At 34.2% G+C, this 15,111-nt stretch carries 11 protein-coding genes; 8 read left to right on the top strand and 3 right to left on the bottom strand.

Annotated features, from left to right (window positions below; genetic code table 11):
* Positions 1 to 297: 297 nt before the first annotated feature.
* The gene (gene alaS / locus RT99_RS06800) at positions 298 to 2,934 is read right to left on the bottom strand and encodes an alanine--tRNA ligase (protein ID WP_042563967.1); all 2,637 of its coding nucleotides are present in this window, start codon (positions 2,932 to 2,934) and stop codon (positions 298 to 300) included.
* A 257-nt stretch (positions 2,935 to 3,191) separates the two neighbouring features.
* On the opposite strand from alaS, the gene RT99_RS06795 reads away from it, so the two are divergent.
* The 8 genes from RT99_RS06795 (at position 3,192) to RT99_RS06760 (ending at position 10,731) form a co-directional block, all read left to right on the top strand.
* The gene (locus RT99_RS06795) at positions 3,192 to 4,169 is read left to right on the top strand and encodes a M23 family metallopeptidase (RefSeq protein WP_042563966.1); all 978 of its coding nucleotides are present in this window, start codon (positions 3,192 to 3,194) and stop codon (positions 4,167 to 4,169) included.
* A 47-nt stretch (positions 4,170 to 4,216) separates the two neighbouring features.
* Positions 4,217 to 4,549, top strand: coding sequence for a MerR family transcriptional regulator (locus RT99_RS06790; protein ID WP_042563965.1), 333 nt, complete (start codon positions 4,217 to 4,219; stop codon positions 4,547 to 4,549).
* 40 nt (positions 4,550 to 4,589) lie between these two features.
* Positions 4,590 to 5,171 (top strand): LemA family protein, encoded by a 582-nt coding sequence (locus RT99_RS06785; protein ID WP_042563964.1) that lies wholly within the window; start codon positions 4,590 to 4,592, stop codon positions 5,169 to 5,171.
* A 76-nt stretch (positions 5,172 to 5,247) separates the two neighbouring features.
* Complete coding sequence (locus RT99_RS06780) at positions 5,248 to 5,685, top strand: TPM domain-containing protein (protein ID WP_042563963.1); 438 nt, start codon at positions 5,248 to 5,250, stop codon at positions 5,683 to 5,685.
* A gap of 3 nt (positions 5,686 to 5,688) precedes the next feature.
* Positions 5,689 to 6,525 carry a YgcG family protein gene (locus tag RT99_RS06775; RefSeq protein ID WP_042564072.1) on the top strand — a complete coding sequence of 279 codons (837 nt, stop codon included), beginning with the start codon at positions 5,689 to 5,691 and terminating at the stop codon, positions 6,523 to 6,525.
* A gap of 85 nt (positions 6,526 to 6,610) precedes the next feature.
* Positions 6,611 to 7,024 (top strand): Rrf2 family transcriptional regulator, encoded by a 414-nt coding sequence (locus RT99_RS06770; protein WP_042563962.1) that lies wholly within the window; start codon positions 6,611 to 6,613, stop codon positions 7,022 to 7,024.
* 245 nt (positions 7,025 to 7,269) lie between these two features.
* Positions 7,270 to 9,819 (top strand): TonB-dependent receptor, encoded by a 2,550-nt coding sequence (locus RT99_RS06765; RefSeq protein WP_042563961.1) that lies wholly within the window; start codon positions 7,270 to 7,272, stop codon positions 9,817 to 9,819.
* Between the two features lie 174 nt (positions 9,820 to 9,993).
* Positions 9,994 to 10,731: a DUF2490 domain-containing protein gene (locus tag RT99_RS06760; protein WP_042563960.1), complete on the top strand. Its 738-nt coding sequence runs from the start codon at positions 9,994 to 9,996 to the stop codon at positions 10,729 to 10,731.
* A gap of 144 nt (positions 10,732 to 10,875) precedes the next feature.
* On the opposite strand, the gene RT99_RS06755 is transcribed toward RT99_RS06760, so the two are convergent.
* Both RT99_RS06755 and der read right to left on the bottom strand, forming a co-directional pair.
* Entirely contained in the window at positions 10,876 to 13,632 is a 2,757-nt protein-coding gene (locus tag RT99_RS06755) for an outer membrane beta-barrel protein (protein ID WP_042563959.1), read from the bottom strand.
* Between the two features lie 133 nt (positions 13,633 to 13,765).
* Entirely contained in the window at positions 13,766 to 15,076 is a 1,311-nt protein-coding gene (gene der, locus RT99_RS06750) for a ribosome biogenesis GTPase Der (protein ID WP_042563958.1), read from the bottom strand.
* Between the last annotated feature and the right edge of the window lie 35 nt (positions 15,077 to 15,111).

The following is a 15,111-nucleotide window of genomic DNA, read 5'->3' as shown; positions in this document are numbered from 1 at the left end:
GCTGCAAAAAATAATCTCGCAAAGAGGTAGAGTCGCAAAGTTTTTTAAGCTTTGCGGCTTTTCTTTTTCTATATTTTAAGTTTAAATAAAAATCGCGCAAAGGCGCAAAAGTTTAGTTTTAATTTTTTTTTGCGCTTTTATGAGATTCAAAAAAAACTACTTAAAAAAAGACAAGCTTATAAAAACTTTGCGACTCTGCATCTTTGCGCGATTAAAAAAGCTACTTTAATCACGCTACAAAAAAAGCCGCAAAGCTTAAAAAACTTTGCGACTCTACCTCTTTGCGAGATTAAAAAATTACTTCACAAAATCAATTGCGTGAGCCAAAGCCTCAGCAACTCCATTTGCATTTTTACCTTTTCCGGATGCGAAGAAAGGCTGTCCTCCTCCGTTTCCGTCAATGTATTTTCCTAATTCTTTAATAACAGCATTTGCGTTTAAGTTTTTGCCTCCTACTAATTCTTTAGCAATATAACAATGAATATTTGGCAAACCATCTTCAATTGAAGCTAGAAACACAAAAGAATCTGCTTTTGAACTTCCTAAAGCAGAAGCTAAATCTTTCGTCGAAGCCATACTTAAATCTACTTGTTTAGCAAGGAAACTTACTCCGTTTATTTCTTGAAAATCTTTCTCTAATTCTGTTTTTAAAGCACCTACTTTTTCTTTTAGCAATTGCTCTACTTGTTTTTTCAGTTTCGCATTATCATCTTGTAAAGAAGTCACTGATTTTAAAATATCCTGTGGATTTTTTAATGTTTCTTTTATTTCAGATAAAGTATTCTCCTGATTTTGGTAGAAATCTTTTACTGCATCACCTGTAATTGCTTCAATACGACGAATTCCAGCCGCTACAGCACCTTCAGAAATGATTTTGAAATGCCAGATTTCTGCCGTGTTTTTTACGTGAATTCCACCACAAAGTTCTTTACTTTCACCAAACTCGATCATACGGACATTATCTCCGTATTTTTCTCCAAATAAAGCCATTGCACCTTTATCTAATGCTTCTTTAATCGGAATATTTCTGTGTTCTACCAATTGCAATTGAGCTTCAATTTGCGCATTTACACTTGCTTCAACCTGACGTAATTCATCCTCTGAAACTTTAGAAAAATGCGAAAAGTCAAAACGCAAATAGTTTGGATTTACCAATGAACCTTTTTGCTCTACGTGAGTTCCAAGAAGGTTTCTTAAATCCAAATGCATTAAATGCGTAGCAGAGTGATTTTTAGAAGTCGAGCCTCTTAAATCGTTATTTACTTTTGCTGTAAAACCAGCTTCAATATTTTCAGGCAATTGTTTTGCAAAATGCAAAATCAAATTGTTTTCTTTTTTAGTATCGATGATTTCAATCGTTTCGTTTGCAGAAACCAAAGTCCCTTTATCACCGACTTGTCCTCCACCTTCCGGGTAAAATGGTGTATTGTCTAAAACGATTTGATAAAGAATTCCATCTTTCTTAGAATCAACTTTACGAATTCTGGTGATTTTTACATTATTTTCTGTTTTATCGTATCCAACAAATGTTTCCACATTTCCAGGAATCAAAACAGTCCAGTCTTCTGTAGAAACTTCTGATGCTGCACGTGAACGATTTTTTTGCTCCTGCATCGAAGCATCAAATTCTATTTCATTAAAAGACATTCCTTTTTCTTTCAGAATCAAAGCTGTTAAATCTTTTGGGAAACCAAAAGTATCATAAAGCTCAAAAGCTTTTGCTCCGGAAACTTCAGAACCTGTAGTTTGAGCAATTACATTATCTAGCAATTGTAATCCTTGGTCAAGAGTTCTCAAGAAAGAAGCTTCTTCTTCACGAATTACATTGGTAACCAATTGTTGCTGCGATTTGATTTCCGGGAAAAATTCTCCCATTTGGTTTGCCAGAACTTCAACCAATTTATTGATAAAAGGTTCTTTTGTACCCAAAAATGTAAATCCGTAACGAATAGCACGACGCAGAATTCTACGAATTACATAACCTGCTCCTGTGTTTGATGGCAACTGTCCGTCAGCAATTGCAAACGCAACCGCACGAACGTGATCTACCACAACACGAATTGCAATATTGGTTTTATTTTGTTCTTCTGAAATGTTTTTTACTTCATCAGATGTATATTTTAAACCTGTAATCTTTTCTACTTTCTCAATAAGCGGTGTAAAAACATCGGTATCATAATTAGATGTTTTTCCTTGCAAAGCCATACACAAACGTTCAAATCCCATTCCGGTATCTACGTGTTGCGCAGGAAGTTTTTCAAGAGAACCATCCGCTTTACGGTTGAATTCCATGAATACATTATTCCAGATTTCAACTACTTGCGGGTGATCGTTATTTACCAGACTTTTTCCTGTAACCAATGCTTTTTCAGCTTCCGGACGTAAATCAACGTGAATTTCAGAACATGGTCCGCATGGTCCCTGATCACCCATTTCCCAGAAATTATCTTTTTTGTTTCCAAGAATAATTCGGTCTTCGTCGATTAATGTTTTCCAGATATCCCAAGCTTCCTGATCAAACGGGACATTATCTTCCTTACTTCCTTCAAAAACAGAAACATAAAGATTTTCTTTTGGGATTTTATAAACTTCGGTCAATAATTGCCAAGCCCAGTTGATTGCTTCTTTTTTGAAATAATCTCCAAAAGACCAGTTTCCCAACATCTCAAACATTGTGTGGTGATAAGTATCAAAACCAACATCTTCAAGGTCATTATGTTTTCCTGAAACACGAAGACATTTTTGCGTATCGGCTATTCTTTTACTTTTTGGTGTTCCGTTTCCTAAAAAATATTCTTTAAACTGGGCCATTCCCGAGTTATTGAACATAAGAGTTGGATCGTCCTTAAGAACGATTGGAGCAGAAGGAACAATTAAATGTCCGTTGCTTTTAAAAAAGTCTAGAAATTGTTTACGTACGTCTTGTGATTTCATATTTTATTAATGTGACAATTTGATAATGTGTCAATTAGAAAATTACTGAATATTTCAATTTGATAATCTGATAATTTTAACTAAAAAACTTACTGCCTTAAACAATAAATAAGCTAATTCATACATTATCTAATTATCTAATTGTGTCAATTATCTAATTGATTTTATTCTTGAAAAAAGCTGTCAACAACTGAAACATTTATTAAATTTGTTCGACAAACTATTTTACAAGCTGCAAAAATAGGGTATTTTAAAATATGGCGAAAGTAAAATATTATTACGACTCAGAAAATCTGGCTTATACGAAAATAAAAACCAGAAAAAGAATCAAAATCGGTTATGCATTACTGTTTTTGCTGGCTGCGGCGCTCTTTGGATTTTTCATTTTTGTACTTTTAATTAACACTCCTTACTTCGAAACGCCAAAAGACCGTTTACAGGCACGTGAAATTGAAAATTTAAAATTGCAATATGCTATTTTGAATAAAAAAATGGATGAAATTGATGCTGTCACCGAGGCGCTTGAAGACAGGGATAACAATATTTACAGAGTTTATTTTAATAAAGCAGAAATTCCGGATTCTATTAGAAAAGCAGGTTTTAGAGATATTAACAGATATAAGGATTTAGAAGGCTACAACAATTCGCAATTGGTATTAAATACAACAAAACGAATTGATAAACTTTCAAAACAATTGGCTATTCAGTCAAAATCATTAGACGAAATTTTGAAACTGGCGAGCGTAAAAGGAAATCTGTTGCTGGCAATTCCTGCCATTCAGCCAGTTCGAAATGAAAACTTAAGACGTGTCGCGTCAGGTTTTGGATATAGAATTGATCCTTTCACGAAAGTGAGAAAAATGCACAACGGAATGGACTTTACAGCCCCTACAGGCACTCCTGTCTATGCAACCGGTGATGGTATTGTCGCAAGAGCAGATGACGCAGCTTCGGGATTTGGAAATCATGTTGTGATCAGGCATGGTTTTGGATATGAGAGTTTGTACGCACATTTAAGCAAATACAATTGCAGAGCGGGACAACATGTTAAAAGAGGCGATATTGTTGGATTTGTTGGGAGTACAGGAAGATCTGAAGGACCACATTGTCATTATGAAGTACATAAAGATGGAAAAGTCGTGAATCCGCTTAATTTTTATTACGGAAATATCTCGGCGGTTGAATACGTTGCTATTTCACATATGGCAAATCAGGAAAACCAGTCATTAGATTAATACTATAAAAAGTAGTAATTTTGGAATAAATAAGAAAAACAAGAATCATGCACATTGAACTTTCTAAAGATAAAAGATATTACAGCATTGGCGAAGTTGCCAAGGCTTTTAATGTCAACGCGTCTTTGATACGTTTTTGGGACAGCGAATTTGACATTTTGAAACCTAAAAAAAATGCCAAAGGCAACAGAATGTTTACGCCGGAAGATGTTACCAACCTGCAATTGATTTATCATTTAGTTAAAGAACGTGGTTTTACGCTTGAAGGTGCCAAAACGCATTTGAAGGAAGGACAAAAGAAAACATTAGATAAATTCGAAATAATACGTAAATTAGAGACCATAAAAACACAATTAACAGAAATTAAAAACGAATTATAATAATATCAAAAACTAGAAATAAACTTAAATCAGAACAAACATGAAAAAATGGTTAATCCCCGTAGGAATTATAATAGCCTTAATTGCTATAATTGCTTTTTGGTCAATCGGAATTAAAAATACTGGTTTGCAAAAAAATCAAGCAGTTAATAAGGAATGGGGAAATGTGAGTACTACTTACCAAAGAAGAAATGACCTTATCGGAAACTTAGTTAACACAGTTAAAGGTGCTGCAGATTTCGAAAAATCAACATTGACAGCTGTAATTGAGGCTCGTGCAAAAGCTACTTCAGTGACAATCGATCCAAGTAATGTAACTCCTGAACAATTGGCTCAATACAATCAGGCTCAAAGTGGCGTATCTTCATCTTTGTCAAGATTGTTAGTTTCTGTTGAACAATATCCGACTTTAAAAGCAAACGAAAACTTCCTGAAATTACAAGACGAATTGGCAAGTACAGAAAATCAAATTTTAACAGCCAGAACTCGTTTTAACGAAGCTGTACAAGATTACAATGGTTACGTTCTTGCAATTCCAAACAGTTGGTTTTTAAGTTACAAAGAAAAACCATACTTTGAAGCTGTTGCAGGTGCTGAAAAACCAGTTGAAGTAAAATTCTAAAAAAAATATTTTTGGTTAATGATTCAGGTTTAGCCTGAAATCTAATATCTGAAATCTAAACTCTAAAATAATTTCAATGTCAAAAGTAGAAGATTTTTTATCCAAAGAAGAAGAACAAGAAATTGTTGAAGCTATTCGCGTGGCCGAAAAAAATACTTCTGGCGAAATTAGAGTACATATAGAAAAAACAACTTCTAAAGTTCCTTTTGACAGGGCTTTAGAAGTTTTTCATGAATTAAAAATGAATGAAACCCAACTTCAAAACGGTGTTTTATTTTATTTTGCCATCGAAGATAAAAGCTTTGCTATTTGTGGAGACAAAGGCATTAACGATGTTGTTGCAGCAGATTTTTGGGATTGTACCAAAGATAAAATGGTGGAACAATTTAAAGCAGGAAATTTCAAACAAGGAATTGTCGACGGTATTTTAAACGCCGGCGAACAATTAAAAAAGAACTTCCCGTGGTCTGAAGGTGACACAAACGAATTATCAAACGAAATTTCAAAAGGTTAAATGATGAAAAATTCCAACAATACAATTTTAAATTCCAACGGAATTTTTCAGTTTACTTTTTTATTTATCGCATTTTTTGTCTGCAATAGTATTTTTGCTCAATTTACTATTCCCGAAAAACCAAGTTTTCAGACTTCAGTTTATGATTATGCAAATATTTTAAGTGCATCAGAAAAAACACAGCTTGAAGAAAAACTAGTTCGTTATTCAGATTCTACCACAACTCAAATTGTCGTTATTACAATCGAAAGTTTAAAAGGTGAAGATGTAAGCCAGCTGGCCACAAAATGGGGACAAACCTGGGGAATTGGCGGAACAAAGCAAGATGATAATGGTGTCATTATTTTATTGGCCAAAAACGAGAAAAAAATTGCTATTAATCCGGGATATGGTGTTGAAGATCGTTTGACAGCCGGAATTGGAGGAACAATCATCAGAAATATTATTATTCCCGAATTTAAAGCAGGAAGTTTTTACAACGGCCTTGACAAAGGAACTGATGCTATAATTGATGTTTTTAAAGGAAAATTTAAAGGCGAAAGAAAACAAGCCTCTAAAGGAAATAATTTCCCGATACTTCCTTTTATTGTTATTGTCGTAATTGTATTAATTTTGATGTTCCGAAATAAAGGCGGCGGAGGAAATTCAGGCAATAATAATGGCGGAGGTCCTAGTTTAATGGATGTAATTCTTTTAAGCAGTCTTGGCAGAAGCAGCGGAGGATTTGGCGGTTTCGGCGGAGGATCATCCGGAGGTGGTTTTGGCGGCGGAGGCGGTGGCTTCGGTGGAGGTTTTGGTGGCGGCGGATTCTCTGGTGGAGGTTCTAGCGGAAGCTGGTAAACTGTTTTTTGTTTCAAGTTTTTTTGTTTCAAGTTTCAGGTTTAAAAAATTCATAATTAATATTTACAATTCATAATTAAAAAGGATGTTATCACATAAAGCAAAATACGCCCTTAAGGCCTTACTTTATTTAGCAGAACAAGACGAAAATCACATTTCCAGAACTGTGGAAATTGCTGAGGGAGCTAACATTCCTAAAAAGTTTTTAGAGCAAATTTTATTGGATCTAAAACGCGGACGTTTTGTGAGCAGTAAGCAGGGAAAATTCGGTGGATATTATCTGATAAAATCAAAAAATGAAATTACTCTGGCAGAAATTCACCGTTTATTTGACGGTGCAATTGCACTTTTGCCTTGCGCTTCTTTAAACTTTTACGAACCTTGTTCTGACTGCAAAACTGAGTCAGAATGCAGCTTACATCATGGTTTAGTGCTCATTAGAGACAAAACTTTGAAAGCCATGGAAGGGATCACAATAGCTTCATTAGTAAAGAAATAAAAAAATATTTTCTAATTCCTAGTAAATCTATAGAATTTACATATATTTGCAAAAAAAACAGTAACCAATTACAAAATTTAACCAATGAAAGTAAATTACAATCGATCAGGTGTAACTGAAAATCTTTTGCAAAGAAACCAAAAAAGTCCATTCACAATTGTGGAAAGTATTTCGTGTATGATGTGTATGTGTTGTTAAAAAAAATTTATTTTAAACTCTACTAATCACATATACTTAATATAAAAATGAAAACTATATATAAAATATCACTTACAAGCATTTTTTTACTTTTAGCCTTCACAACATCTTATGCACAAAATATCGAAGGCGTCGTTAACACAAACGAAAACATTCCATTAGAAGCTGCAAATGTTGTTATAAAAGGAACAACTTCAAGCACTACTACAGATCAAAACGGAAGATTTAGTATTGATTCTAAAGGAAAACTTCCTATTACGCTTTTAGTTCAGTACGTAGGCTATAAAACTACAGAAATAGAAATTACAGCATTACCAACAGCGCCTTTACAATTAGTTATTCGCGAAGAAAATGAGCTTATTGAAGTTGTTGTTTCTTCCAGACGCCGTATCGAAAAAGTTCAGGATGTACCAATTGCGGTTTCTGTTATTACAGGGAAACAAGCTGAACAAACCGGAGCTTTTAACGTAAATCGTATTAAAGAATTGGTTCCTTCTGTTCAATTATATTCTTCAAACCCAAGAAACACTGGTATTAACATTCGTAGTCTTGGTTCTCCTTTCGGACTTACAAATGACGGAATCGATCCTGGCGTTGGTTTTTATGTAGACGGTGTTTACTACGCACGTCCGGCTGCAACAACGCTTGATTTTATCGATGTTGAGCAAATTGAAGTTTTGCGTGGACCACAAGGATCTTTGTTTGGAAAAAATACTACTTCGGGAGCATTTAATATTACAACCCGTAAACCAAGTTTTACTTCCGGGGCTGATTTTGAAGTGAGTTATGGAAACTATTCTTTTCTTCAGGCTAAAGCATCTGTAACAGGAGCTTTGGGTAAAAAAGTAGCAGGACGTTTATCTTTTTCAGGAACACAACGTGACGGTTTAATTGATAATGTTGCTACAGGAAGAGCTACTAATACATTAAACAATCAGGGAATTAGAGGACAATTGCTTTGGACTCCAACTGTAAATACAAACATTATATTGGCTGCTGATATTACAACACAGCGTCCTGACGGATATGCTCAGGTGGTTGCGGGTGTTGCACCAACACAAAGAGCCGCTTATCGTCAGTTTGATGCTATTATTGCCGATTTAAATTACCAATTGCCAAGCAGAAATGCATTTGACCGCAAAATTGACCAAGATACTCCATGGCGTTCTAATCAGGACATGGGAGGAATATCTCTTAATATTGATACTAAAATTGGAGGAGGAACTCTTACTTCAACAACTGCATGGAGATTCTGGAATTGGGATCCGTCAAACGATAGAGATTTTACAGGATTACAGGTATTGGCAAAATCTCAAAACCCTACAAGACAAACTCAAATTACACAAGAAGTTCGTTATGCAGGTCAGTTAACATCAAGAATAAGTGGTGTTGCAGGTGTATTTTTTATCGATCAGACCTCTCAAACAGATGGTACTGAAGAATCTGGAGATGCACAATGGCGATTTGCACAAAGTTCAACAAGTGCCTTATGGAAAACTCCAGGACTTTTTGAAGGATACGGAATAAAAACTGATGCCAATATCAGAGCATCAAGTGCTGCAGTATTTGGTCAGATTGACTGGGCTATTACAGACCGTTTGCATATTTTACCAGGTGTGAGATATAATTTTGACAAAAAAGATGCTCATTATGCCCGTACAACTTACGGAGGTTTACAAACGACAGATCCTGCTTTACTTGCATTAAAAAAACAAGTGTATTCTGATCAGGCATTTGATTCAAGCACAGACAATACAGATTTTTCAGGAAACATAACTGTATCTTTTAAAGCATCTGATAAAATTAATGCTTATGCAACTTATGCAAAAAGTTACAAACCTGTTGGAGTAAATGTAGCCGGACTTCCAACAAATTCTGCTGGTGCGCCATTACTGGAACTTGCTGTTATTAAACCGGAAAAAGTAAATCATTATGAAGTTGGAGTAAAAACTTCACCATTCAAAAATTCAATCTTCAATTTAACGTTTTTCCAAACAGAAATTAAAGATTTTCAAACCAACGTTCAGGCAGCTGAATTAGGTGTAAATCGCGGTTATCTTGCTAACGCAGATAAAGTTGAAGTTAAAGGCGCAGAATTAGATGCAAGCTTTGTTGTAAGTCCGCATTTAACGATAAACGGAGCAGCAACTTATACGGATGCTAAATACGTTAAATTTACAAATGCACCTCTTCCGTTAGAAGAAACTGGAGCTCCAATTTCATTTAAAGATGTATCCGGATCAGCTTTACCGGGTGCTTCAAGATGGGCAGGATCTTTAGGTGGCGAACTTTCTGATAATGCAAAATTCTTTGGAAATGCAGGAAAAGTGTTCTTAGGGCTAGATTCTTATGCTCGTTCTGAATTCTCATCAAGCCCTTCTGCTTCAAAATATTTAGTTGTTCCGGGATATGCTATTTTTAATGCTCGTTTAGGTTTCCGTGCATCGCAGGGATTATCTGTTCACTTCTGGGGTCGTAACCTTTTAAACAAAGATTATTACGAACAATTATTACCAGCAGGTGGAAATACAGGACAATACGCAGCTGTACTGGGAGATCAGAGAACTTATGGTATTACTTTAAAATATTCACTATAAAATTGAGTTAATTTAGATAGTTGAAGCGAGATAGATTTTAAAATTTATCTCGCTTTTTTTATGCTTCAATTTTTACAAAATCACAAAATTGAAAAGAAAACCAATTTAAAAGTCAATATATTACCTCATAAATCAATTCTCATTTGTATATATTCGCAGCTTGGATTTATATAAATGAAAATTCTGAGGATATTTTTCTTTTTTACTTTTTTAGCTCAAATTGGCTTTGCTCAAACCAAAAGAAATTTTGATCAGCAAACACTGACCTGGATTCGGTATTATAATATTTTGCCTTTAACAGAAAAGTGGGCGTTACATTCTGAATTTGATAATCGTAGTTTTATAAATCCTGTTCATGAAAATCTTTTTGTTATAAGAATTCAGGGAAGATATCGCGCCACAAAACTTGTAGATTTAGGTGGTGGATTTGCTTATTTTAATGTCAATACTCAGGATCCGCACGTTGATCCTAATTATTCCGTTCCCGAATATCGAGTTCAGCAGGATATTACTTTAATTAATGATATTGCAAAAATTACTTTTCACAATCGTTTTCAACTCGAAGAACGTTTTATTCAAAAAGCAACTAAAACAGAATTACTTGATGATTTTTCTTTTGCTTTTAGGTTCAGATACCGGTTACAATCGACTTTTGATCTTTGGAAAAAAGAGAAACGAAGTTTAAAAGGCACTCTTTCTGATGAAGTTTTATTCAATTTCGGAAAAGACAATAAAAGAAACACTTTCGACCAAAACAGAATTTACGCGGCATTACGTTATCATTTCAATCCCAATATTGGTTTAGAATTGGGATACCTAAAAAGCCTTCAAAGACGTGCCAGCGGTGTCGATTTTTATGATCGGGATATTATTCGTTTTACGATTTATCATAGAATTGATCGGAGATTTTAGATTTTAGTCCCGAGGCTTCGGGATAGATTTTAGATTAAAAAAAATCCGAAATCAAAATTGATTTCGGATTTTTTTTAATCTTTGTTCCTTTGCCACTTTGTACCTATGAACCTTTAAACCTTAGCGACTTAGAACCTTCAAAAACTAATCCCTTTCTCTTCTTTTTCCACCCTTCTCTGCTCCTTTAAAATTTCCAATTTTATAAGCCAGAGAAAACATCACATAACGTTTTAAAACGGTGTTTTCTTCATCACGAATGGATGTTGCAGAAATGGTTCTTGTGGCACTTAGATTCTGATTTAAAACGTCGTATACTTTTACTTTTGCGTATAGTTTTTTATCCAAAAATCCATAAGACAAACTCGTATTCCACAGATAAAAATCTTTCTTGAAATCATCAGAAATATTTGAATTATAGGTATATCCAAAATCATTTCCAAAAATTAAATTCTCCGGCCAATAAGTCGTTGTTTGCAAATTGATTCTGTGAACCACATTTGAAGTCGCATCTCTTGAATAATTCTCATATTTTGACTGATTGTATGATAAATTATAAGATGGTGCAATGGTTAATATTTCTCCGTAATCGTATGACAAATATACTTTTGGTGTAATTGATGTCGATTTTGCGTTGTATAAAACGGCATTTGTAAATCCTTTATCAAAAGTATAACCAGCGTTTAATCCTAATCCGTATCTTAAAGTATGTGCACCACTTTTTACAGATTGATTCCAGTTTGCGCCAATCGACGCGTTGTAAACTCCCGAAATATTTACATAAGTTGTCGTTCTTTTTCCGCTATCGTCATATAGTGAAGTCGATACAATATCATTATCATAATAATCTCCCTTTACATATAAACTGTAACCGGAACGCGAGCGGAAATCATAATTTTTAAAATTAAAGCTTACACTGTTTTTTTCAATTGGTTTCAAATCCGGATTTCCAACAATTGTATTCAAAGGATTATTAAGATTTATAACCGGCATTAACTGAGTTGCAGATGGCAGTGCATTTGAATAATCGTATTTGAAAGATAAATTTTTAGAACGACTAAACTTGTACCTCAGCAATGCAGTCGCAAAAGGCAATGCATACTTTTTATTTAAATCTGTGGCATTATTTAGATATACGGAATGATTGTCAAAATTTATAATCGAAGTTCGACTGTCAAGATTCAGGGTAAACTTATTCTTTTGCAGCGTAACTCCAACTTTTGGCGTAACCGAATTTTGTATTGAACTCGTATAATTACTCAAAGCTAGATTCAAATCTGTATATTCTTGTGTAGCAGGATCAAAATTAAATGTTCTTTCGTCATTTGCAGAACTTTTCCAATCAAAATCAGATCCAAATCTAACTCTTAATGAATCAGTTATAGGCTCTGTATATTCTAAATCTGCTGAATAAGAATCGCTGCTGCTTCTTTTTTTTGTGTTTTGATTTCTTTCGTCATTTGGCTGATTGTCCTGATAAAAAATCGTTTCCGAAAGATTTCTTGTATTTCCATCAGAACTTGTATTATTATTAGACAAAACGAAACTCAAATTTCTTGACTTTCTTTCAAAAGCTTTATTAAAATTGATGGTATTCCCAAAATTAAAATTAGTACTTTCTGAATATGAATTTGCATTACTTTCATTTAAAGCGTTTCCATTTTCATCTTCAGAAAAACTCGAAGAACTTGAATTGCTGTTTGTTCTTGATTGATTCAGTCTAGGCGCAATTACAATTCGCGTTTTTGGATCAATTTTATATTCTAATTCAAAGTTAACGTTGTTTCCTGTACTTTCATTTCTCGATTTAGAATCGGCAGTGGTAATAATATTTCCGGTTGGCAAAAAACTAAGCTGATTTGATTTACTATCGTTTTTGTTAACTGTATTAGAAAAATTATAACTTCCCATGGCAAGCAAATCCTTTGTCCAGTCATCAGAATAATTTAAACCTACTAAATTAGATTGTGTAATTCCTTTTCCGCCAGAGCCGGAACCTCCGCTTTTGCTATTGCTATTTCGTCCGCCAGCCATATTATCAAAAACATCATCCATAGAAAATCCAGTGGAATTGATGTTATTAGATGAAGCTAACAAACTAATTTTCTGTTTATTATTAAAGAAATTTAAATTAACATTTGCCTCGTATCGGTCATCAGATCCGTAACCTCCCATTACTTTTCCAAAGTAACCTTTGTTTTTCTTTTCGTCAATCGTAATATTAATACTTGAAAAATCTGAAGTCGATTCCTGTTTAGAAAGCTCTTCTTTCTTGGTTTTAAAATCTGAAACCTGAATTTTCTTGATGATATCGGCAGGTAAATTTTTAATTGCAATCGCTCCATCTTTATCAAAAAACGTTTTTCCATTTACTAAAACCTGATTGACCTCTCGCCCATTTACGGTAATTTTTCCGTCGTTGTCAACATCAAATCCGGGCAATTGTTTCAATAAGGTTTCAACATTAGAATCCGGGCGGACTTTATAAGAAGAAGCATTAAATTCCAGTGTATCTTTTTTGATGGTTATTGGTGCCGCTTCTGATTTTATAATAACCTCATTTAGGGCATTTACATTTTCGATTAAATATACTTTACCAAAATCCTTACTTTCTGTGAGCCCTTTGTACTCTTCATAATAAGTTTGGTATCCCATATAATTCACCTTTAAAAACACAGGTTTATCATATTTTTTAATGTTCATCGCAAAATTTCCGTTCTTGTCTGTTGTAGCATATTCAATAACAGTAGAATCTTTTACAGTAGTAAAGTAAACAGTTGACATTTCCAGTGGCAATTGCGTATTAACATCAAGAACAGTCCCTCTAACGGTAATGTCGTTTTGAGCATTTGCAGTAAAAACAAAAAGGAAAAAAAGTGCTAAAAAAGAATAAATTTTGGTCATAAAAAATTGGTTAGTTTTAGTTAGACTACAAAAAAACAAAAAGGTTTAATTGTAGTTTTTACATTTATTCAAATAGTGTGCCATTAAAAAATAATACTCATAAAAAAGTCCCCAAATTTGGGGACTTTTTATTTTATTTCTCTCTGATATAAATATCGATTGGCACTCCCGAAAAATCCCAATTTTCTCTAATTTTATTTTCCAGATAACGTTTATAAGGTTCTTTTACATATTGTGGCATATTAGCAAAAAAAACAAACTGAGGCGTTAATGTTGGCAACTGCATGCAATATTTAATTTTTACATATTTACCTTTTGTCGCTGGCGGCGGATAAGCTTCAATTACTTTCAACATAAATTCGTTGAATTTTGAAGTAGGAATTCTTTGTTTTCTGTTTTCAAAAACCTGAACTGTAGCTTCCAATGCTTTCAATAAACGTTGTTTCGTTAAAGCCGAAACGAACAAAATTGGCACATCTGTAAAAGGCATTAGTTCTTTTTTAATTTTCTCTTCGTAATCACGAGTCGACATGGTATCTTTTTCAACCAAATCCCATTTGTTTACTAAGATCACAACACCTTTACGGTTTTTCTCTGCCAGCCAAAAAATACTTTGATCCTGACCTTCAAATCCGCGGGTTGCATCGATAACCAATATACAAATATCTGCATGCTCAATCGCACGAACCGAACGCATTACAGAATAAAATTCTAAATCTTCCTTAACCTTAGCCTTACGACGGATTCCCGCGGTATCAACCAAATTAAATTCAAAACCAAAACGGTCAAATTTTGTATCAATTGCGTCACGAGTTGTACCCGCAATATCAGTTACCATAAAACGCTCTTTACCAATTAAAGCATTGATAAAACTAGATTTACCTGCATTAGGACGTCCTACAACAGCAAAACGAGGCAAAACCACTTCTTCCTGAACTGGCTCTGGTTTTACTGGGAAAGACTCGATTAAAGCATCTAATAAATCTCCAGTTCCACTTCCTGAAATACTCGCAAATGTGAAGTAATCTCCTAAACCTAAGTTATAAAACTCCAATGCGTCTTTTTCACGCATCGCATTATCCACCTTATTTACAGCCAATAAAACCGGTTTTGTTACCTTACGCAATAAGCGTGCAACAACATCATCCATTGGCGTAATTCCTTCTTCTACATCAACCACAAAAATAATAACATCAGCTTCGTCGATAGCAAGCTCTACTTGTTTGCGGATTTCACCTTCAAATACGTCATCAGATCCACGAACATATCCGCCGGTATCAATTACAGAAAACTCTTTTCCGTTCCACTCGCTTTTACCATAGTTTCTATCACGGGTAACCCCAGATACAGAATCTACAATAGCTTCTCTTCTTTGTATCAGCCTATTAAAAAGGGTTGATTTCCCTACATTAGGTCTTCCTACTATCGCAACAATGTTATTCATTTTTTTGAATTTTAGATTTTAGATTTCAGATTTTA

Origin of the sequence: Flavobacterium sp. MEB061 (assembly GCF_000834715.1) — a bacterium.
Lineage (GTDB): Bacteria > Bacteroidota > Bacteroidia > Flavobacteriales > Flavobacteriaceae > Flavobacterium > Flavobacterium pectinovorum.
The sequence above is the reverse complement of the archived record's forward strand: the minus strand, read 5'-3'. Positions and strand labels throughout refer to the sequence as shown.

What these genes read in the sequence shown, in the direction of transcription:
- RT99_RS06785 (WP_042563964.1), top strand. Translation starts at nt 4,590, where the DNA reads ATGAAAAAATGGTTAATCCCCGTAGGAATTATAATAGCCTTAATTGCT.
- RT99_RS06770 (WP_042563962.1), top strand. Translation starts at nt 6,611, where the DNA reads ATGTTATCACATAAAGCAAAATACGCCCTTAAGGCCTTACTTTATTTA.
- alaS (WP_042563967.1), bottom strand. Translation starts at nt 2,934, where the DNA reads ATGAAATCACAAGACGTACGTAAACAATTTCTAGACTTTTTTAAAAGC.
- RT99_RS06780 (WP_042563963.1), top strand. Translation starts at nt 5,248, where the DNA reads ATGTCAAAAGTAGAAGATTTTTTATCCAAAGAAGAAGAACAAGAAATT.
- RT99_RS06760 (WP_042563960.1), top strand. Translation starts at nt 9,994, where the DNA reads ATGAAAATTCTGAGGATATTTTTCTTTTTTACTTTTTTAGCTCAAATT.
- RT99_RS06795 (WP_042563966.1), top strand. Translation starts at nt 3,192, where the DNA reads ATGGCGAAAGTAAAATATTATTACGACTCAGAAAATCTGGCTTATACG.
- RT99_RS06790 (WP_042563965.1), top strand. Translation starts at nt 4,217, where the DNA reads ATGCACATTGAACTTTCTAAAGATAAAAGATATTACAGCATTGGCGAA.
- der (WP_042563958.1), bottom strand. Translation starts at nt 15,076, where the DNA reads ATGAATAACATTGTTGCGATAGTAGGAAGACCTAATGTAGGGAAATCA.
- RT99_RS06775 (WP_042564072.1), top strand. Translation starts at nt 5,689, where the DNA reads ATGAAAAATTCCAACAATACAATTTTAAATTCCAACGGAATTTTTCAG.
- RT99_RS06765 (WP_042563961.1), top strand. Translation starts at nt 7,270, where the DNA reads ATGAAAACTATATATAAAATATCACTTACAAGCATTTTTTTACTTTTA.
- RT99_RS06755 (WP_042563959.1), bottom strand. Translation starts at nt 13,632, where the DNA reads ATGACCAAAATTTATTCTTTTTTAGCACTTTTTTTCCTTTTTGTTTTT.